This window comes from Flavobacterium aquicola, from assembly GCF_003385115.1.
In the GTDB taxonomy this organism is placed as follows: domain Bacteria; phylum Bacteroidota; class Bacteroidia; order Flavobacteriales; family Flavobacteriaceae; genus Flavobacterium; species Flavobacterium aquicola.
Genome location: NZ_QUNI01000002.1, coordinates 327938 through 348372, shown reverse-complemented (window position 1 = coordinate 348372; position 20435 = coordinate 327938). Strand labels below are relative to the sequence as shown.

Below are 20435 nucleotides of genomic sequence, written 5' to 3'. Positions count from 1 at the left end.
GTTTAAATAAAAGTTTCGTTATTGTTCTCGATATAGTCCAAATCAACATGGAAAGTTTCCTTTAATTTCCATAATGCCAGTAATGAAGCTATTGATAATAAGGAGCCAACAATCATTCCTGCTTTGAGAATATTACCTTCAAAAATACGGTCTCTGAAAAAGCTATAAATCAAAATAATCAGCGGAAGTGAGCCTCGAACAAAATTGGGAACTGTTGTTGTAACTGTTGCTCGAATATTTGTTCCAAATTGTTCTGCAGCGATGGTTACAAACAAAACCCAATATCCGACTGAAACTCCCATGACAAAGCAAAGCAGATAAAAAGCAGAAGGTGAAATTCCGTAGGCGTTCAAATAAATAAAAACCATTATTAGGTTCGAAATCAAAAACAGACACATAATTTTTTTCCTGCTTTTGAACCATTGACTGAATAAACCGCTGGCAATATCTCCGAAAACCAAACCTGCATAGCAAAAGGCAATTGCTTTTCCTGCGGCTATAGTTTCTGCCTGTTGCACGCCGAGGGCTTTTGCAAATTCGGGTGAAAAAGTAATCAAAACGCCGACTAAAAACCAAAGCGGTACGCCGATAAGAATGCATTGCAGGTATTTTGAAAATCTTTTAGAATTGGTAAATAAAGACAGGAAGTCTCCTTTCTTTTCATCACTTTGCTGTACTTGTTTAAACATTCCCGACTCAGTAATGCTGATTCTTAAAAACAATAACAGAATGCCAAGACCACCTCCGGCATAATAACATAAGCGCCAGTCCTGAAAAAACTGATAAACCAAATAAGCAGCAACTGCTCCCGAAACACCCACCGAAGCTACAATCATAGTTCCGTAACCGCGTTTTTCTTTAGGCAGGGATTCGGCGACGAGAGTAATTCCGGCACCCAATTCACCCGCTAATCCAATACCTGCAATCAATCGCCAAAAGGCATAACCATCAACGGTAGTTACCAGACCATTGGCAATATTAGCCACCGAGTACAATAAAATAGAGCCAAACAAAACGGATATCCGCCCCTTTTTGTCTCCTAAAATTCCCCACAAAATTCCTCCGAAAAGCATACCAAACATTTGCATACTGATAAGATATTCCCCTTGATCCCGAACAGCATCTCCCGTTATGCCAAGATCTTTCAGGCTGTCGGTACGGACAATTCCAAAAAGTAATAAATCATAAATGTCAACGAAATAACCAAGTGCTGCCACAATCACAGCGGCGTTGAGTATGGATTTTGAATTTTTTGTAATTGATGGGGTAGCAGTCATTAGGCTTTGGTCTTTATTGGCAGTTTCATTAATAAATCGGTTTGCTGGTCATTGCCCAATGTAAAAATATGTTTATCGAATGTGAAAAAACCATTTTTTTCGTAAAACTGTATGGCTCTGTGGTTTTCTTCCCAAACGCCCAGCCAAGCATAATCGACATTAGATTCCTGAGCCACTTTTATAGCTTGATCGAGTAAGAGCTGTCCTATTTTTTTTCCGTGAAAAGCCTTTAACACATAAATACGCTGGATTTCGATTGTCTCGTCTTCAATCGTTTCGGTTTGTGCATTTCCAGAATTTAGTTTTAAATAGCCAACAGGTTCATTGTCGCAATAGGCGATATAAAATGGAGAATCGGGATTGTTTATTTCTAAAGATAACTGAGCAGTATTGAAATTTTCTTGGAGGTATTTCTTCATATTTTCGGGAGTGTTTATTTCCGAAAATGTTTCGGTAAAACAGCTAATACCTATTTGCTGTATAGTAGAAAGGTCTTGTATATAGGCTCTTTTAATTTCAATCATTGGAAGTGTTTTATTTTTTATAAAATCAAAAATACATAAAATAGTATAACAATTTGTGACTTCTGTTCAGATGGAAAAGTAATCATTTAACCGCAAAGGGCACAAAGGAAGCGCAAGGCACGCAAAGCTTTGTGACTTTGCGTAATACTTTGCGAACTTTGCGGTTAAAATTTTAAAAATCTATGACTGCATTAAACAATTCAATTTATTGTTTCTGAATTCTAGATTTCAATTTGTATTTTTGGAATCACTAAAAAAAAGAATTCGAAAGCCTAATCATAAATATGAAAATTGTACTCTCTCCAGCCAAATCGCTTAACTTCGAACAGGAATTACCAACGCCCAAACATACAGAATCTTCTTTTCTAAAAGAATCTCGACAGGTACATAAAGTTTTGAAACAGCAGTCGCCAAAAAATCTATCCGAATTAATGGCTATTTCAGAGAAACTGGCCGATTTGAACTGGAAGCGCAACCAAGATTGGAAAACCCCTTTCACGCCAGACAATGCACGTCCGGCGATTTATGCTTTTGATGGTGATGTATATACAGGATTGGACGCTTATACGATTCCTGCCGAAAAACTTGATCTGCTTCAAGATCGTTTACGTATTTTATCGGGTTTGTATGGATATTTGAAGCCTCTGGATTTGATTCAGCCGTATAGACTGGAAATGGGAACGAAACTGCCTATTGGCGAAAGCAAAAACTTATACGAGTTTTGGAAAAAAACGATTACCAATTCCCTAAATAAAGAGCTTAAAAAAGGAGAACTGTTTATTAATCTGGCGAGCAATGAATATTTCTCAGCTGTGGATGTGAAAGCTTTGAAAGTGCCAGTTATTACTCCAGAATTCAAAGATTACAAAGATGGTAAGCTTAAAATGATCAGTTTTTTTGCTAAAAAGGCGAGAGGATTGATGGTTCGTTATATTATAGATACCAATGCCGAAACGATTGACGATTTAAAAGCTTTTAATTATGAAGGCTATCAGTTTGATGCTAATTTGTCGAAAGGGAATAGTTTGGTTTTTACTAGGTAGAAATCAGTTGGCAGTTATCAGATTTCAGTAAGCAGAATATTCTTTGCTTAAAAATAGGTCTCACTTTGTAAATACAACAAATCTTAGTTTTGTGATTTTTAATTTTCCATAGAAATAAGACCAATCATTATTAGAATATAAATAATTGGTAATAAACTTACGGTTAAGCAGATAATCATTTTGGACAAATTATATTTTTCCTTGAATACAAGAATTGCGTTTATGATTCCCCAAGTGAATGAACTTAAAATTAAAATATAATTTGTGATCCAGCAAGTGTGATATAAAAATCTATAACCCGAAAATCTAAAATAACTTTGGCCAAGTCTCCCAATAACAAGGCCAGTTATAAACAAAGAACATATAAAAAATGCATATTTAATTCTTTTATTCATAGTAGATTATTTTTCAAATTACTGATTAATATTATAAAGTTGTAAGAAAGTTTCTGAGTCTTAATTTATTTCGTTCCTGCAATAAAACGGGGTAAACGTTAAATATGGTATTGAATAGAAATGAAGAGAAAAACATTATGTATAAACCCAAAAATAAAGCTGTAATTTGAAATACCACCACAAACACAAACCCAAAAAAATGACATAATTCGGATATTGTTATTTCATTGAGCAGTTTATCAATTTCGCTTATATTTGGTTTTTTTGATATTCGAATTTTGATGTTGCAGTGTTTAAAGAATGTGTTTTTTATGCAGTATACGAAGAAGTCTAGCTTTAAGCGTTTATAAAAATCAATATTTTTAGTTATTGCAAAATTTTTAACGGAGTAAAAAAATGAAGCATTTTGTTTTCTCAGGATTTCTGCAATCCACAGCCCGGGAAGACCGCTGTAGATTGTGACGAAAAGGCTTATGCATAGCTGATATCCTGAGTTTTCATTCATTTTAAGTTTAATCGTAATTTTGGGCCTTTCTCTTCAAAGCCATTTTCTTTATAAAAGTCAATTGTTCTGGGCCATTCGGATTTATTTGGTGCACCAACTTCCAATTTTGACCAATTATGCTGTTTCGCAAATTCGTAAGCTTTTTCTAAAAGAAGTTTTCCTATTCCGCAGCTTCGTTTGTGTTTATCAACATATAGTTCCGTAATTACTCCAAAATCACCGCCGTTATATATCGCAAAACTGTGCGATATTGTGATAAGTCCAATAGGGACTTGATTTTCAAAGGCAGCATAACATCCGAAAGTTTCACGGTCAATTAATTTATTGATCGTTTCTAGTATATAGTTTCTGTCAATAACAAAGCTGCTGCCACTTCGATCGTTAAAGTCTTTTAATAAATCAATAATCAAGTCAGATATAATTGCTGAATGATTTCGGTTGCATTTGATAATGTTGATGTTGTTCATTTTGTAATTTTAGCTTAATTTTGACTATTGCAACAAGTCATTTAGCTTTATTTCTTCAATAAACCTTCAATTTTCAAAAGCATTTCTTTTGCGTTTTGATTTGTTGGCTCTAATGTCAATACTTTTGAATAATCGTTTTTTGCCAGCAAGTATTCTTTATTATTAAAATAAGCTTCACCACGGCTGTCATATACATTTGCTGAATTTGGAAATTCATTTACATTCAGATCAAAAATTTTAATTGCTGATTCAATTTTTGCATTTTGTAAAAATTCATAACCAAGCTGATTTAGTTCACTTTCGTCAGAAAAATTATATTCAGCGGTGTTATTCTTTTTGAGGTTTTTATACAGTTCAATTCCTTTATCAATATTCTTTTGGCTTTCTTTTCTTATGGTTAAGGCAATTGATTCTTTTTGAGGTTCCACTGGGTAATTTTTCCAATTGTTTAAGCTGGCAATGCTGGAAACTATTTCATTAATTATGGGAAACATTCGCCCATTTGTCATTACGGCTATTCCGTTTCCATCTTCCAGACTTCCTACGTAATAGCATACAAAACCTTCATTTCCACCGCTATGACCAAAGTATTTTGTGCCTTTAAAATCATTTTCGAATACCCCGAAATTATTATCTAGTCTTTTTGCAGTCATTTCTTTGGATAATATTTTATTTGATTTACCCAATAACGACAGTTGTGTGTCAATAATATATTTTGCTAAATCTGTAGGGTTTGTCCATAAACCTGCGGCTGCTTTTTCAGGATAAATATGATACTTTCCTTTTACTTCTTTGTCAAGGTTATAAGCTGTTGCAAGCAAATTTTCTTTCCCTTTGACGGGAGGCTGATTATAAGAACTGCTGTTCATTTCCAATGGAGTCAAAACATTTTTCAGCATGTACTCTTCGTATTTTTCTCCTGTTGTGTTTTCGAGGATTAATTGGGTAATTGTAGTTCCGCCACCCGAGTATTGAAATTTTAAGCGAGGTTCAAATACAGACCGAACAGCATTTGAATTGGAAGGTTTTACTCCATTGAGAATTTGTATAGTTGTTGGCAGATCTTTCCCTTTTTGGTAACCGCCAAAACCATGAACAGATAAACCTGCAGTATGATTTAATAAATTTGCAATGGTAATTTTTTTTCCTTTCGAAATGGAATCGTATGGGAATTTCCAATCTTTTAAATAATTGTTTATATCATTATCTAACCCCAGTCTGCCTTCTTCAGCCAGTTTTAAAATGCCCAGACTATTGAGAGACTTACTGATCGAAGCTGCCTGAAAAAGTGTCTGTACTGTTGCTAATCGCTTTTCGGAAAGGTCTGCATAGCCATAGGCTTTTGCCCATTCTACTTTGTAATCCTTAATTACTGCTATGCTCACGGCATTAACTTCATAATAAGCCATTCTTTCTTTTAAGGACCATTTTTTACTTTTTGATTTATCCCAATGGTTTAAGTTGCTTTCAAACTGTTTTATTTTATCATTTACATCTTGCGAAAAGCTGTTAAAAGTTAAAAGCAGCAGGATAATTAGATTTAATTTTTTCATATTGGGTAGCTTAATTAGATAAATGCTTTTTTGATACTTCCTTCAAATATAGAAAATAATAATTGTATACCTACAAAGTAGTAATTTATTCATTATGCCTCTTTTTTATACTCCGCCCAGTAAAATAGGGTATTGGCAGAAAAAAAAATGCCCTGATACGAGCTTCCGTGTCTCTGATTTAGTCTTCCGTCGTCCTGATGCGAGCTTCCATCTCCCTGATAGGGTCATCCGTCTCCCTGATAGGGTCATCCGTCTCCCTGATAGAGTCATCCGTCTCCCTGATAGAGTCATCCGTCTCCCTGATGCAGTTTTTGGATTGCTTGAAGCGGGCTTTTGAATGTCTGCTGTTATCTTCGAACAAGTTATTGCCTCTTTCGGGCAATAAGATTGTAGCGGAAATCGGAAGGATTTTTCCTAAAAAACACCTAAACTTTCTACTCTTAAAAATGATTAACAATTTTGAATTTCAGAATTCTGATTGTGGCTATTTGCAATCCGTGTTCTTTCTAATTTGATTTTATCATTTTCGCTAAAATTCCTTTTCTCCCAGTTCGCTGGCAGGTAGTTTTGTTTTACTACTCAGTTTGTTGAGGTTTACACTAAAATTCAACAAGAAAACATCTGTTTCATAAATATAGTTTGTTGTGGTATAAAAATCGTTTCCCCAAGTCGTAATTCGTTGTTGATTGGCATCCATAAAACCAAGATTCATGTTTTGCCATTGCAGTCCCACAGCATATTTGCCGTTCCCAAATGTTTTCTTCACAGACGTATTGGGTGAAAGAAAACTTGAATCTTCGCCTTGTGCGGTAGGTCGATTTGATAAATAATTAACGTTGGCCTGCATACTCCAGTTGTTTCCTAAGTTGAACGTTGTATTCATATTGATTGAATACACCCAGTCGGCATTATTTACATCTGAGGTTGCTCCCAACACATCCAAATGACCGCTAATTTTATAGTTGTACACATTCGCTCCCAGATAAGCAGTGACCCATTTTGCTGGGTTTTGGGTAGTACCAAATTCCAAGCCAATGAGCCTTGCTTTTTCTGCATTGGTGAAAACCCTGTTCAAGATAGTATCGGCATACACACTATTGACTCTTTGTATAGGATTCTTAATATTTTGATAATACAGCGTTGCAAAAAAGGAGCCTTTCTTGAAATTGTGATTGACTCCTAACTCAACAAGATCTATAAACTGAGGCAATAAATCAGGGTCGCCCTGTTCTAAGGTTTCCGAGTGTTCTCTTTCGGGAATTGGGTTTAGCTCAAAGTTGTTATTTCGCTGTACTCTTTTGCTATAACCAGATTTAATATTCCATTCCTTATTGATTGTGTAAAGTAAGTTGGCAGATGGAAAAAAGTTGCTCAGATTTAGATAGTGAGTATTAGGATCTGATGATAAATCGACTTCTCTTGTGGCGTATTCATACCTTAATCCCGCGGTATATTGAAGTTCTGAAAACTTGCTGGAATATTGGGTATAAGCACTATTAATGATATTTATTGATTTTGCAGTCCCACTAAATTTAGCAATATCAGGTTGGTTTGTTGGCGGTGTTACATTATAATCGAATGTTCCGTCTTGTTTGTCCCATCGGTATTGATAACCGGTTTCTAATTTTCCTTCCCCAATAGTGGCACTGTAATCCAATTTTAATCGATAGCCGTTAATTGGGTTTGTGTAGGGGTTTGTTACCAATTGAAAAAGGGTTTTCTTATTGGGATAATCTAAATTTTTATTGACGGTATTACCATATAAATCGGCATTTTCAAATATAGCCGTTGCGCCAAGTTTTGAATTATTTTGAAAGGTATGACTGTAATTAAAATTGCCTAATAAAAACTCACCTTCTTTATTTTGCAGATTTGAATTAAAATAAGTGAACTGACTCAAAATATCCCCAGTTGTGATATCAACTGTTGAATTATCATAAACAATATCGGCTCTTCGCTGTTGGTATTTTTTGCTTGCAAAAAAACCGATTTCAAATATGTCGTTTTTAGTAGCCGAATAGTTTATGTTTGTTCGTACTCCGTAATTATATCTGTCAAAACTTCGTTCACCTTCCGAAGGAAAATAAGTAATGGTGTTGTTATCGAAATCCTTGGTATAAACATATCCTTCTCTTCTGCCGTTGGCATCGTTTCTGGTATAGTTTCCGCTAAGGATAATATCCCATTTGTCTTTTTTGTAATTAAGGGTTGCATCTCCTCCAAAGCGTAATGGGTTTTCAAGGTTGTCATAATCTGTAGTGGATGGCAAACCTGCTAGAATATTTGTTTGCAAAGCAAAACCATCGGTCGTTCCTTTTTTTGTAGTGATGTTTATAATTCCGCCTTTCCCGTCAGCGTCATATTTTGCTGAGGGAGCAGTGATTAATTCAATATTTTCAATAGTATTGGCAGGTAATTGACTCAATATCGTCTGCGCGTCTGTTAAAACAGGCTTGCCATTAATGAGTACCAAAAAACCTGTCGAACCTCGGACACTTATTTCACCTGCACTGTTGACCGAAACGGAGGGAAGATTTTTTAAAACATCTGTTGCACTTCCTCCTTTTGCCGATTCGAATTGGTTTGCCTTATAGGTTTGCTTGTCTAATTTGTTTGTAATTTTGCTTCCTTGTCCTTTTACAACTACTTCTCCCAATAATTTGGATGATTCATTTAAAAATATATCCAAGGTGATGTGTTGGCTTTTGTCTGATACAGTGAAATTAGAATACGATGTTTGGTAACCAACAGAAACTACTTTGAGTATAAAGTTGCCTAAGTCTATTTTCGGAATTGCAAATGTCCCTTTATTCTTTGTCAATACGCCGGTTACAATTGTAGAATCAATTTGTTTTAGTAGAGCTACACTTGCAAATTCTATGGATGAATTGTTTTGCTTATCGGTAACAACTCCTTTTATTGTTGCATTCTGAGCTTGTGAAATAGTAAATATAAATAAAAGAATAAAGGTTAAAAGTGATTGCTTTGTAAGTGTCATTTTGAATAGGTTTTGCTAAAAACTGTTTGTAATACATGGGGGATTTTATAAAAAAAAAGCTCTTTTGAGTTGTTACAAAAGAGCTTTTTTTGAGCAAATAAGATTAAGTAACAAGAGGAATTTTCATGTTACAGCAATGCATTGCGATATTTCTGTTTTTATTATATCTCATGTCGTTTTAAAGAATAAAAAAGCCATTCACTTCGAATGAATGGCTCCAAAAAAAAAATCAAGTAGCTAACCAAAACCAAGTGATATTTTATAAAAGACATTTGACTATGATGCTTTTATTGTTGTGCAAACTTATAAAAATAATTTCACTAATACCATAGATTTAGTAGAGTTTATTTTGAAAATATAAAAAAATAAATTCATGGCTTATTTTTTCGTGTTTTGCATTAAAACTGAACTAAAGTACAGCTCTATAAAATGAGTCGAGCCTAATGGCTCTGGTTCGTTAGTTCTATAAGAGTGAGAAATATTGTATAAATGGATTTTAATCTGTTGATTAATATTGTTTTGGAAATTTTGTAAAAAGCAAAATGTTTCTCTTTAGCCCCGATTAAAACGAAAATCCTCTTGTACTGGGGTTCAGTACAAGAGATTGTAGTGGAAAGCGGGAACAATGCTGATTAAAAAGCCAAATCTTTCTGCTCCAAAAAAAAGAAACTCCGAATTTCACATATAAATTTGTGAGATTCGGAGTTTTTTAAATCTAAAATCTGCGGTCTAAAATCTGAAATCTAGAATTAGTGCATTGCCTCTGAAGGATCAATTTTGTTTTTTCCTTTTTTGACCAAAAGGATAATTGGAATGCAGAATAAGAACATGATTCCTAAATAAAGGAAAATATCCATGTATGATAAAACCGTACTTTGTTTCATTACTGAAAATTCTAGCACTTTATAGGCTTTGTCTAAGGCTTCGTTGCTGGAAAATCCTTTGGACATAAAATTTCTCTGAAGTCCAAGAATACGCTGCTGTACCTGATAATTGCTTGGGTCCAAATGCGTGAGTAAATTTACTCGGTGCTCCTGACTCCAGCGGGTGATAAATGTGGTAATGATGGCGATACCAAACGAACCTCCCAGCTGACGCATCATTCCTGTAAAAGCGGCTCCTTCTCCAATGTGTTTTCCTTTCAGGGTTGACAATGAAAGGGTGGTTATTGGTACAAATAATAATCCCAATCCAATTCCTCTCAAAATCAATGGCCAGTATAAATGTTCTACTCCAGTATCGGGAGTCATATTGCCGTACATCATAAAACAAAAGAAGAAAAAGATTAAGAATCCTACTGCTACCATATAGGTTTGCGGTACTCCTTTTTGAATCATATTACCCACGATAGGCATCATAAATGCTGTGGTTATCGAACCTGGAATTAGTAATAATCCCGCATCGGTAGCTGTCCAGCCTAAGATGGACTGCGTATAAATTGGAATAATTAGCGTTGAACCATATAACCCGAAACCAAGAATAAAACACATAACGGTTCCTATTCTCAGGTTTCCGTCTTTTAAAACACTTAAATTTACAATAGGATGTTTATACGTTAGCTCTCTCCAAATAAAGAGTATTAACCCCATAATGGTTACTACGCTTAAGGTTAAAATCACCGGATCATTAAACCAATCGTCCTGCTGTCCATGTTCTAAAACAAACTGTAAAGAACCAATGAAAGCCGCTAATAATATAATTCCCCACCAATCTACCTGATTTGCTTTTAGTTTTTCGCCATATTTTGGACTTCTTACGAAAGAAATTGCCAAAACGGTTGCGATAATTCCCAACGGAATATTGATGTAAAAAATGTAAGGCCAAGAATAATTATCAACCAAATAACCTCCCAAAGGCGGACCAAGTGTTGGCCCGACAATTACACCCATTCCGTAAATAGCCTGAGCCATTCCGCGTTTTGCAATAGGGTAACTTTCGGTGATGATTGTCTGCGCTGTTACTAATAAGGCTCCTCCTCCCATACCTTGTACGAATCGAAAGGCTACTAATTCCCAAATGTTTGTCGCATTTCCGCAGAGGAATGAACACACTGTAAATAGTATAATCGAAGCTACAAAGTAATTACGTCTTCCAAATTGCTGCGATAACCAGCTGGTCATTGGGATTACAATAACATTTGCAATAGCATAAGCTGTAATTACCCAAGCAACATCGGTTAAGGTTGCCCCAAGGCTTCCACGCATATCGGTAAGCGCTACGTTTACGATAGTTGTATCAACGATTTCCAGCAAGGCACAAAGTACCGCTGTAATAGTGATAAGAATACGCCTGTAGCCGTACTCTACTAAGTCGTCGTCTGGTGCTTGTACTTTTTTTGTCATTTTATTTTAAATGTACGTCAACATCAGCATTCATACCTGGACGCAATAATTTTACTTTTTCAGGATCATTTGTTGGATCTAAACTGATTTTTACTGGTAATCTTTGAATCGTTTTTACAAAGTTTCCTGTAGCATTATCTGGCGGCAGTAAAGAAAAACGGGAACCTGTAGCAGGCGAAAATGAAGTTAAGGTAGCTTTAAAATCATAGTCCGGATATGCATCAACTTTTATCGTTACTTTCTGCCCAACAACCATTTTGTTTAGTTGTGTTTCTTTAAAATTAGCCACAACCCAAGCTTCATTGTTATTGATGATATAAAATAAAGACTGCCCTGCTTGTACCAATTGTCCTGGCTGAATGTCAATTTTAGAAACCTGACCGTCAATTGCAGCGGTTACTACAGTGTAAGTCAAATTTAACTGAGCTACTTCTAACAATGCTTTTGCTTTTTTAATATTAGCGGCAGCCACAAGTGTTTGTTTATCAGAAACTCTTGATTTTGCTTCAATAGCTGATTTTTGATAAGAACTTGCTTTTTGCTGCTGCTGCAAAATACGTACTTGGCTTTCTGCTTCTTGCTTGGCAGCTAGAGCCTGCTCATATTGCTGTTTGGTGATCGAATGCGTTTTGTATAAATTTTCATAACGTACATAATCACTGTTTGCTCTTCCCAATCTAATTTTGGCAGTCTCAATATTTCCTCCAGCAGATTGTATATTGGCATTCGAAACCGCAACATTTGCTAATGCGCTTCCAATTTCTTCCTTTGCAGATTCAAAACTTCCTTCAGCTCCTACATAAGCAGCATTTGCTTCTTCAATTTTTAACTGATAGTCTCTTTTATCTATTGTAAATAAAGTATCTCCTTTTTTTACAAAGTCATTATCCTTAACATATACTTTACTGATATATCCCGAAACCCTAGGGATTATTGGGTTCATGTTTTTTTCTATCTGCGCATCATCCGTTTCCTCATGACCTTGAGAATGAATGTATTTTGAAATTCCATACGTTCCACCTGCAAGGATTAAAACCGTTAGGATTATAATGAATTTGGTGTTTGTTTTTTTCTTTTCCATGGTGATGGTTATATTTTAGAAAGGTTGAAGGTTTGTGATAGCTGTCCGGTTGTTGATAGTAATTCGTAATATTTTTGAATAACATCAACTTTGGAAATAGTTTCGCTGATTTTTGCTCTAAGCTGTTCTACATCGGCATCCAGCAGATCATTGGTGTCAGCAAGGCCATTTTCGTTTTTGTCTTTTACAATACGATAATTTTCGGTAGACTGTCCGACAGCTTCGGTTAAAACAATACTTTGTTTTACTGCCAGATCATAATTAGTTATCGCTTGCTGTACCTGTACTCGAATATTATCTTTTAATAATTCTTCAGAATTTTGTACCTCAAGAGTTTTACTTTTTGCAACTTTTACCTCAGTACCGTTTTTTAGAATACCGCTTAGGTCATAGGATACGCCAACGCCTAAAAACATGGCGTTTTGGACCGTCAAAACGTGCTGTATATTTAATGCAGCATATCCTCCGGTCAAAGCAATAGTTGGATAATAGTTGGATTGAGCCATTTTTAGATGGTTTAAAGAAGCTTTTTCCTGAAATTTTAATGCTTCCAAATCTTTACGATTTTCAAATGCTGGTTTCTCGTCCGTAGGAATTTCATCCTTAGGGAAGTTAATCAGGTCACTTTCGTTAACTACTAATTTTGTTCCTGTTGGCAATTTTAATAGAGTAACAAGGTAGTAATTGAATATGGTTTCGTTATTGATAGCTTCATCAAGCGACAGCTGAAGTCTGGAAACCTGAAGCTGAGCTTTTAATAAATCATTTCGAGGTATAATTCCATTTTTTTCTAAAGCAATAAAATCAGTTACACGCTGCTGTGCACTTTTTTGATTTTCTTTTATTAGTTCAATGGTTCTTTGGGATTTGTACAAATTGGCATAATAGTTTATTACTCTCATTGCCACATCTTCTTTCGTTTTAGAAGCCATTGCATTTTCGGCCTGGAATAGATTGTCCTGAAGTTTGATGCTATTTTGAATTTTAAATCCAGAAAATATTGGAACTTTCAGACTGGCTTGGCCTATTGCTATATGGCCCGGAACAGGCATTTCTTCACTTGAGTCTCCATTAATAAGGCTTGAACTGATTGTTGGTTCGTTTAAACCAAGAAATTGCCCTGAAAGTGTTAAATCAGGATACTGATTGTTCTTTGCCGATTGTAATTCGTGTTTTTTGGTGTCTGCTTTGGTGTTCGCCAATGTAACTTCATTACTTTTTGTCCAAGCCAATTGTATAGCCTCTTCCAGCTTTAAATTGGTCTTTTCTTGGGCCGTTATAGATGAAATTCCAACGAAGAAACCTCCAAAAAGTATTAAATAACTAACTTTCATATGTTAAGAGGGCTTTAATGGTTTGTTGAATGTGCATTGTTAGAGTTGTATGTATATAATTATTGTATTCTTCTTCTGTATTTAGACCTAAAATTACTTCAAAAAAAGGTTTGTTCATCTGGAAATGAAAATAAGTACCTAGAATAGTGGGTGTTAGAAGTTCGATTGTGACATCTTTTCTAAAAACTCCTTTGGCTTGACCTTCTTTAATTATAATTTCCAGCGATTTTAGATTCGCCTTTTTTATATCTGAAAAAGATTCCAATTCTAAAACTCGTTTTTTAGAGGCTAATTCAAAATGTAAAATTCGGTAAATTCCTTTGTTGCAGTTAAGCCGATTGACATAGAGGTCAATTAATTTGTAAATTTTTTGGACTGGCTCCAGTTCTTCTTCTATTAAATCGATTAGAAGTTCCTTAAGCCCTGAAGTTTTATATAATACCAAAGACTCCAGTAGCTTTTCCTTACTGCCAAAATAATAAGAAACCATGGCCACGTTGATTTTTGCTTCTTTCGAAATATCCCGAATCGAAGTGCCATCAAATCCCTTTTCGGCAAAGAGCGTCTCTGCTACCTGCAAAATCTGAATTTGTTTTTCGTTTAAATCGTTTTCCACTGTTTTATATTTAATAGTGCAAAATTAAACACTTGTTTAAATTAAACACTTGTTTAGTTTTGTTTTAACATTATTTTAACGTATTTAAAAGCAAATTTATATGGTGTATAAAATTACCTAAACCAATTTTAGGAAGTGTTAATAGATGTATAATTTTCTGATTTACAATGAATAAATAAATTGTGAATATCTATTTTGAGAATTAGATTTTATTTTTTCTTTAAAATCTATCTTTGGCATCCTTAAAAACAGATATATGAGCACAATTTGGTACGAATGCAAAATTAAATACAGAAAAACTGATGAAGCAACAGGAACACAAAAGGTTACAACAGAGCCTTATCTGGTAGATGCGTTGTCATATACAGAAGCAGAAAGCAGAATTACCGAAGAAATGTCGGCTTATATTAGTGAGGAATTTAAAATCACTAATATAAAAATGGCCAATTATGCAGAAATTCATCCTTTTGAAAACACGGATCGCTGGTTTAAATCCAAAGTTTCCTTAATGGCTTATGATGAAGAAAGCGGGAAAGAAAGAAAATCCAATATGTATCTATTAATTCAAGCTAATGATGTAAGGGAAGCATATGATAATACCGTTCATGTAATGAAAACTACTATGGGCGAATATGCAATTCCTGCTATTTCAGAATCTCCTATTATGGATGTTTTTCCATATTTTTCAGGTGAAGATGGGGAATTGGAAGATTTAGAAAAGTTTAATGCGCGCAAAAACTCTAAACCCGAAATAATAAAAGAATCTGATTTTGAAGATCCGATGGAATTCGAAACTGCTCTCGAAGAGGACAAAATAGAAGCTTAAAATTATTTAAGCAAAACAGATGGCTTTTTAAAATAGTTAACCTTATGATTATCAAATAAAGCATCAAAATGATTAAAAGAGTATTTTATCAGCAAAAAATTGGCGGTTTTTTCTCTTTTAACATTTTGGTGTTTTTTTATTTGTCAGACTATATTATATTTATAAAAAAAAAGAGACATTCAAGTTGCAATATTTTAAAGTCGGGTTATGGAAAAGTCAATGCAAGAGTTTAGCTATGAAGAGCTTCTTAAAAAAGTTGAGGAGCAGGAACTGCTGATAAAAGCGTTACATAACGAAAAGGAGGATAAAATCAATTTTGAGTATTTTATAAAAAATTCTCCTGATTTAGCATGCATTGTAGGTAATGATGCTTATTTTAAAATGGTTAATGACTCTTTTGTTAATGTGCTGGGATATTCAAAAGAAGAATTATTATCGAAACCATTTTTTGAATTTATTCATCCTGATGATCTGGAAAAGACTTCATCTGTATTGACATTGTTACCAAAAAATTCCCCAGTAGTTGATTTTGAAAACAGATATGTTAAAAAAAATGGTGAAATCGTTATTCTGCAATGGAAATCCAATTTAAATCATTCCAATAACTTAGTATATTCGATTGCTAGGGACATTACTGATATTAGAAAAACACAGGAGAAACTATTATCCAGTGAAAAATCTCTGAATGAAGCGCAAAAAATTGCAAAAATAGGAAGTTGGGATTTTAGTTTAATAACTCAGGAATTAAACTGGTCCAACGAATTGTACGAGATTTTCGAATTTAAAAAAATACCAAATGATACAGAGCTTTACGGGAATTACTTAGCTTGTTTTTTGCCCAAAGATGCTGAAGTATTAAGAATGAATATTAATAAGACAATTGCAAACAGTGTGCCTTATGAAATGGAGCATCAAATTGTATTGCCTAACCAAACTGTAAAATGGGTTTTTTGTACTGGAGTTCCCGTGATTGATGATAATAAAAATGTGATTGCTCTGAAAGGAGTTGTTCAGGATATTACCCAAAAAAAACAAATTGATGAGACTATAAAAGCAAAAGAAAAAGCAGAAGCTTCAAATAAAGCAAAATCTGATTTTCTGGCAAATATGAGTCATGAGATTCGTACACCTCTTAATGGAATTGTAGGTTTTACAGATTTGCTGCTGAAAACCAAATTTGATAAAGATCAGTTAGAGTATCTTACAACCGTTAATGAATCTGCCAATATATTAATGGAAATCATCAACAACATTCTCGACTTTTCTAAAATAGAATCCGGGAAGCTGGAATTGATTTCTGAAGAAATTGATTTGTACGAATTGTCAAATCAGATTATAAATTTATTTAAATACGAAGCAAATCATAAAAAAATTGATTTAATGCTTCATATTGGTCAAGATGTACCACAATATATAAAAGGAGATTCTTTCCGTTTGAAGCAGATATTGGTTAATTTGTTGAGTAATGCAATGAAGTTTACTTTTTCTGGGCATATTAAATTAAATATAGCACAAGTTGAAGCTGATGCAGAAATATCTAAGATTAAATTTTCGGTAATTGATACGGGAATCGGTATTAAGATTCAAAATCAAAAGAAAATTTTTCAATCTTTTATTCAAGCAGATAATACTACTACCAGAAGATATGGAGGAACTGGTTTAGGATTAGCTATTTCCAGCCAGCTTTTAGCGTTAAAAAACAGCGAGCTAAAACTAAATAGCTTTTATGGAACAGGAAGTGAATTCTTTTTTGTTATTTCTTCTAATAAAATTAATCAAAAGGCAGCTATTTTAGATTTTGAAATGAATTTAGATGGAAGCAGAGTTTCAAATTTTTTCAATTCACAAGAGAATTACAAAATATTAATTGCCGAAGACAATAAAATAAATATGCTTTTGGCTAAAACACTAGTGAAAAAGCTTGTGGCAAATTGTACGATAATTGAAGCCGCAAATGGATATGACGCGGTTGTTTTATCCGAAATTGAACTTCCCGATCTTATTTTTATGGACATTCAGATGCCTATTCAAAATGGTTATGATGCTACATCGGCTATTAGAAAATCCAAAGCCATCACGCATATTCCAGTAATTGCTTTGACCGCAGGAGTGTTAAACGGGGAGAAAGAGAAGTGTATCGAGCACGGAATGTCCGATTATATTACCAAGCCGATCATACAAACCGATTTGGAAAATATAATGCACAAATGGTTAAAGAAATAAACCAGAAAATTTCTTTAAATCGTACTAAATGCTATTCTTCATAAAGCATCCACTATTTATATTCTTTTGTAAACTGCATTTTTTCATCCTCCTCAATAAGATACGTTTTTAACTGGTTTTTCTAGTTAATATGTTTTTTCAAATAAATTTTATATCTTTAGTTTCCCAACTTCTACAAAATTTTTTCTGCTATCTCAAATTAGCTTTTGCTTATTAGTGAGGTATTGTATTATTTAAAGATACAGCCCAATTCTAATTAATTCTTATTCCAATAGAAAAGCGATTTTGTTTATGATTACATAACTAATATATTTTGCAGATATGAAAGAAAAATTACCATCTGTTGAAGAATTGTTACAAAAAATAAAAAAGCAAGAACGCACAATTTTGCTGTTGCAAAAGAAAATAAATTCAATCGCAAATTTTGAGTTTTTCACTCGGGAAACCTCAGATTTTATTTGTATTTCAGATTTAAATCGAAATCTCACTGATTTTAATCTTGTATTCATTAAAAAATTAGGTTATTCCAAGCGGGAATTGCTTCTGAATGACTTTGCCCGATATATTCACCCAGAAGATTTTCCCAAAACTGAGGAAGCGATTTTAGGGCTTCTAAGGGATAAAACAACCATAATTTATGAAAATCGAATTATTACAAAAAAGGGTGAGCCCATTACTGTGCAATGGACTTCTATTATAAATCCATCCGATAATCTGATTTATTCAATAGGAAGGGATATTACTGAAATTAGAAAGATTCAAGAACAGTTATCTGCGAATGAAGGCTTGCTTAATGATGCTCAAAAAATTGCAAAAATTGGAAGCTGGGAATTGAATGTTATAAATAAAGATTTAATTTGGTCTAACGAGTTGTATCGTATTTTTGAAATGGAGGATAAACCTACAGCTCATTTATTTGATATTTATTTGAAGTACTTCACCCAGGCAGATAAAGAATTAATAAGGATCAGGATAAATAAATGCATACAAGATAAACAGGCTTATGAAGCAACACATAAAATTTTATTTCCAGACAAAAGATTTAAATGGGTTTACGGAACGGGAATTCCCATATTAAACGATACAGGGGAAGTTATACGTATACAAGGAATAGCACAAGATATTACAGAGAAAAAACGAATAGAAAGTGAAATTCAGGCAAAAGAAAAAGAAGTTGAGATCATCAGAGATAAAGAGCGTGAACAGAGAAGTAATGCTAAATTTAGAAACTACGTAGAAAATGCACCCGATGGAGTTTTGGTAGTTAATAAAGAAGGATATTTTCTAGAAGTGAATCCAGCCGCATCCAAAATAACGGGATATTCAAAAAACAAATTATTAAAAAAATCTTTAATTGATATAACACCATCGGATTTTTTAGAAAATATTGAATCTATTTTTAGAACACTTTCTTTAAAAGAAACTTCAAATGATACATTGCCATTTATACATAAAAATGGTACCATTCACCGCTGGTCAATTGATGCTGTTAAACTTTCAGAAAAGCAAATTTTATTATTTGTAAAAGATGTGACCGAAAGAGAAAAAGCAGAAGAAAAGCTCAAAGAAAGCGAACTGTTTTTGAAAGAAACTCAAAACATTGCTCAAATAGGAACTTACAGTATCAATATGTCCACTGGAAAATGGACACGTACTGATTTACTGGATAGTATTTTAGGTATTGATGCAGATTATGATCTGGATGAAGCAAGCTGGACCTCATTAGTACATCCAGACTGGAGGGAGAGTTTAGCTGTTTATTTCCAAGAAGAGGTGCTTGGTAAAAGAAAACAATTTGACAGGGAATATAAAATCATAAGAGTTAACGATAAAAAAGAACGCTGGGTACATGGAATTGGGAACTTAAAATGGGATGAAGAAAATAAACCTTTGGTTGTTTTGGGAACTATCCGGGATATTACCGAGCACAAATTATTAGAATTAGAATTAATCAGAGCTAAAGAAAAGGCAGAAAGCAGTGAAAAAGATCTATACATAAAGTACAATGAAAATGAAGAAATAAACGAGAAATTAAAGCAGACCAATAAAGAACTTAAAAAAGCTAAAATTCAGGCAGAAGAAGCCAATAAAGCCAAATCAGATTTTTTGTCTAATATGAGTCACGAAATCCGAACACCATTAAATGGAATTGTGGGTTTTACTGATTTATTGATGAAAACTGAACTCGGGACAAATCAATTGGAGTATATGTCGACAGTGAATGTTTCTGCCAATTCATTGATGGAAATTATTAATGATATTTTGGATTTTTCAAAAATTGAATCAGGGAAATTAGAACTCCATTTAGAAGATGTTGACTTTTTTAGGCTGCTTCATCAAGTAATAGAATTGTTTAAGCATCAGGCTAATTTAAAAAATATTACCTTAACTCTAGTGATAGAACCTGGTGTTCCGCAGTACATTCACGCAGATTCAATAAGACTCAAACAGATATTAGTGAATTTAATCAGCAATGCTTTAAAATTCACTTCTTTTGGTCATATAATATTGGATGTTGCGGCAATTAAATCTGGAAAAAAGAACACGTTAATAAAATTTTCGATAAAAGATACCGGCATTGGAATTAAGCAGTATAATCAAAAAAAGATTTTCAATTCGTTTGTTCAGGAAGATAGTGCTACATCGAGAAAATTTGGCGGGACCGGTTTAGGTCTGGCAATTTCTAATTTACTGCTGGGACTAATGAAAAGCAGTTTGCAGCTAAAAAGTAAATACGGTGACGGAAGTGATTTTTTCTTTTATATAAAATTTAAAAAAGCACAGCCCATAAATGACAGTTTTGTAGAATTGACAGCAGTCAATGAAATGCAAAAAGTCAGAAAAGCTAAGAAATTAGATATACTCCGAATATTGATCGTAGAAGACAATAAAATTAATATGTTTTTAGCAAAAACGTTAGTAAAAAGAATTATGCCAAATGCTGTTATTCTGGAAGGACGGGATGGTCAGGAAGGGGTTGAGCAATTTGAGATCAATAATCCCGATTTGATTTTAATGGATATTCAAATGCCAATAAAAAACGGATATGATGCAACCCGCGAAATCCGGGCTCTTAAAAATGGTGATAAAGTACCAATTATTGCCTTGACTGCAGGAATTATGGTTGGTGAAAAAGATAAATGTCTAGAGTTTGGTATGAATGATTATGTTTCGAAGCCAATAATCGAAGATGATCTGGATGTTATCATTCATAAATGGTTACCGATAGAATAGTTTTTGGGGTATCATCA

The 20435-nt window shown here is 33.8% G+C and carries 14 protein-coding genes; 4 read left to right on the top strand and 10 right to left on the bottom strand.

Annotated features, from left to right (window positions below; translation table 11 throughout):
- Positions 1-2: 2 nt before the first annotated feature.
- Together C8P67_RS04025 and C8P67_RS04020 are read right to left on the bottom strand one after the other, a co-directional pair.
- A complete protein-coding gene (locus tag C8P67_RS04025; protein ID WP_115810647.1) occupies positions 3-1277 on the bottom strand; it encodes an MFS transporter in 1275 nt (424 codons plus the stop codon).
- Positions 1277-1801, bottom strand: a complete 525-nt coding sequence (locus C8P67_RS04020) for a GNAT family N-acetyltransferase (RefSeq protein ID WP_115810645.1) — start codon at positions 1799-1801, stop codon at positions 1277-1279. The genes C8P67_RS04025 and C8P67_RS04020 overlap by 1 nt, the downstream gene beginning before the upstream one ends.
- Before the next feature lie 284 nt (positions 1802-2085).
- On the opposite strand from C8P67_RS04020, the gene yaaA reads away from it, so the two are divergent.
- Positions 2086-2844, top strand: a complete 759-nt coding sequence (gene yaaA / locus C8P67_RS04015) for a peroxide stress protein YaaA (protein WP_115810643.1) — start codon at positions 2086-2088, stop codon at positions 2842-2844.
- Positions 2845-3270: 426 nt separating this feature from the next.
- Here the strand turns inward: yaaA and C8P67_RS22465 are convergent, their stop codons facing one another.
- The 8 genes from C8P67_RS22465 to C8P67_RS03970 all read right to left on the bottom strand — a co-directional run bounded on the left by C8P67_RS22465 (position 3271) and on the right by C8P67_RS03970 (position 14135).
- On the bottom strand, positions 3271-3744 hold the full coding sequence (locus C8P67_RS22465; protein WP_115810639.1) for a glycosyl-4,4'-diaponeurosporenoate acyltransferase CrtO family protein: 474 nt from the start codon (positions 3742-3744) through the stop codon (positions 3271-3273).
- The gene (locus tag C8P67_RS04000; protein ID WP_115810637.1) at positions 3741-4211 is read right to left on the bottom strand and encodes a GNAT family N-acetyltransferase; all 471 of its coding nucleotides are present in this window, start codon (positions 4209-4211) and stop codon (positions 3741-3743) included. The genes C8P67_RS22465 and C8P67_RS04000 overlap by 4 nt, the downstream gene beginning before the upstream one ends.
- A gap of 47 nt (positions 4212-4258) precedes the next feature.
- Positions 4259-5764 carry a serine hydrolase gene (locus tag C8P67_RS03995; RefSeq protein WP_115810635.1) on the bottom strand — a complete coding sequence of 502 codons (1506 nt, stop codon included), beginning with the start codon at positions 5762-5764 and terminating at the stop codon, positions 4259-4261.
- 529 nt (positions 5765-6293) lie between these two features.
- Entirely contained in the window at positions 6294-8762 is a 2469-nt protein-coding gene (locus tag C8P67_RS03990) for a TonB-dependent receptor domain-containing protein (RefSeq protein WP_115810633.1), read from the bottom strand.
- Between the two features lie 749 nt (positions 8763-9511).
- A complete protein-coding gene (locus C8P67_RS03985; RefSeq protein ID WP_115810631.1) occupies positions 9512-11104 on the bottom strand; it encodes an MDR family MFS transporter in 1593 nt (530 codons plus the stop codon).
- 1 nt (position 11105) lies between these two features.
- Complete coding sequence (locus tag C8P67_RS03980; protein WP_115810629.1) at positions 11106-12185, bottom strand: HlyD family secretion protein; 1080 nt, start codon at positions 12183-12185, stop codon at positions 11106-11108.
- Positions 12186-12193: 8 nt separating this feature from the next.
- Entirely contained in the window at positions 12194-13519 is a 1326-nt protein-coding gene (locus C8P67_RS03975; RefSeq protein ID WP_115810627.1) for a TolC family protein, read from the bottom strand.
- Entirely contained in the window at positions 13509-14135 is a 627-nt protein-coding gene (locus tag C8P67_RS03970; protein ID WP_115810625.1) for a TetR/AcrR family transcriptional regulator, read from the bottom strand. Before C8P67_RS03970 ends, C8P67_RS03975 begins: the two co-directional genes overlap by 11 nt.
- Positions 14136-14391: 256 nt before the next feature.
- On the opposite strand from C8P67_RS03970, the gene C8P67_RS03965 reads away from it, so the two are divergent.
- The 3 genes from C8P67_RS03965 to C8P67_RS03955 all read left to right on the top strand — a co-directional run bounded on the left by C8P67_RS03965 (position 14392) and on the right by C8P67_RS03955 (position 20418).
- The gene (locus tag C8P67_RS03965) at positions 14392-14961 is read left to right on the top strand and encodes a DUF4494 domain-containing protein (RefSeq protein ID WP_115810623.1); all 570 of its coding nucleotides are present in this window, start codon (positions 14392-14394) and stop codon (positions 14959-14961) included.
- A gap of 207 nt (positions 14962-15168) precedes the next feature.
- Complete coding sequence (locus C8P67_RS03960) at positions 15169-17184, top strand: PAS domain-containing protein (RefSeq protein WP_115810621.1); 2016 nt, start codon at positions 15169-15171, stop codon at positions 17182-17184.
- A 321-nt stretch (positions 17185-17505) separates the two neighbouring features.
- Positions 17506-20418 (top strand): PAS domain-containing hybrid sensor histidine kinase/response regulator, encoded by a 2913-nt coding sequence (locus C8P67_RS03955; RefSeq protein WP_115810619.1) that lies wholly within the window; start codon positions 17506-17508, stop codon positions 20416-20418.
- The last annotated feature ends 17 nt before the right edge of the window (positions 20419-20435 follow it).

Bases quoted from the DNA above. Each gene is read 5' to 3' on its own strand.
- C8P67_RS03975 (WP_115810627.1), bottom strand. From the start codon at position 13,519: ATGAAAGTTAGTTATTTAATACTTTTTGGAGGTTTCTTCGTTGGAATT.
- C8P67_RS03965 (WP_115810623.1), top strand. From the start codon at position 14,392: ATGAGCACAATTTGGTACGAATGCAAAATTAAATACAGAAAAACTGAT.
- C8P67_RS03990 (WP_115810633.1), bottom strand. From the start codon at position 8,762: ATGACACTTACAAAGCAATCACTTTTAACCTTTATTCTTTTATTTATA.
- C8P67_RS03985 (WP_115810631.1), bottom strand. From the start codon at position 11,104: ATGACAAAAAAAGTACAAGCACCAGACGACGACTTAGTAGAGTACGGC.
- C8P67_RS03980 (WP_115810629.1), bottom strand. From the start codon at position 12,185: ATGGAAAAGAAAAAAACAAACACCAAATTCATTATAATCCTAACGGTT.
- C8P67_RS03995 (WP_115810635.1), bottom strand. From the start codon at position 5,764: ATGAAAAAATTAAATCTAATTATCCTGCTGCTTTTAACTTTTAACAGC.
- C8P67_RS22465 (WP_115810639.1), bottom strand. From the start codon at position 3,744: ATGAATGAAAACTCAGGATATCAGCTATGCATAAGCCTTTTCGTCACA.
- C8P67_RS04020 (WP_115810645.1), bottom strand. From the start codon at position 1,801: ATGATTGAAATTAAAAGAGCCTATATACAAGACCTTTCTACTATACAG.
- C8P67_RS04025 (WP_115810647.1), bottom strand. From the start codon at position 1,277: ATGACTGCTACCCCATCAATTACAAAAAATTCAAAATCCATACTCAAC.
- C8P67_RS03960 (WP_115810621.1), top strand. From the start codon at position 15,169: ATGGAAAAGTCAATGCAAGAGTTTAGCTATGAAGAGCTTCTTAAAAAA.
- yaaA (WP_115810643.1), top strand. From the start codon at position 2,086: ATGAAAATTGTACTCTCTCCAGCCAAATCGCTTAACTTCGAACAGGAA.
- C8P67_RS04000 (WP_115810637.1), bottom strand. From the start codon at position 4,211: ATGAACAACATCAACATTATCAAATGCAACCGAAATCATTCAGCAATT.
- C8P67_RS03955 (WP_115810619.1), top strand. From the start codon at position 17,506: ATGAAAGAAAAATTACCATCTGTTGAAGAATTGTTACAAAAAATAAAA.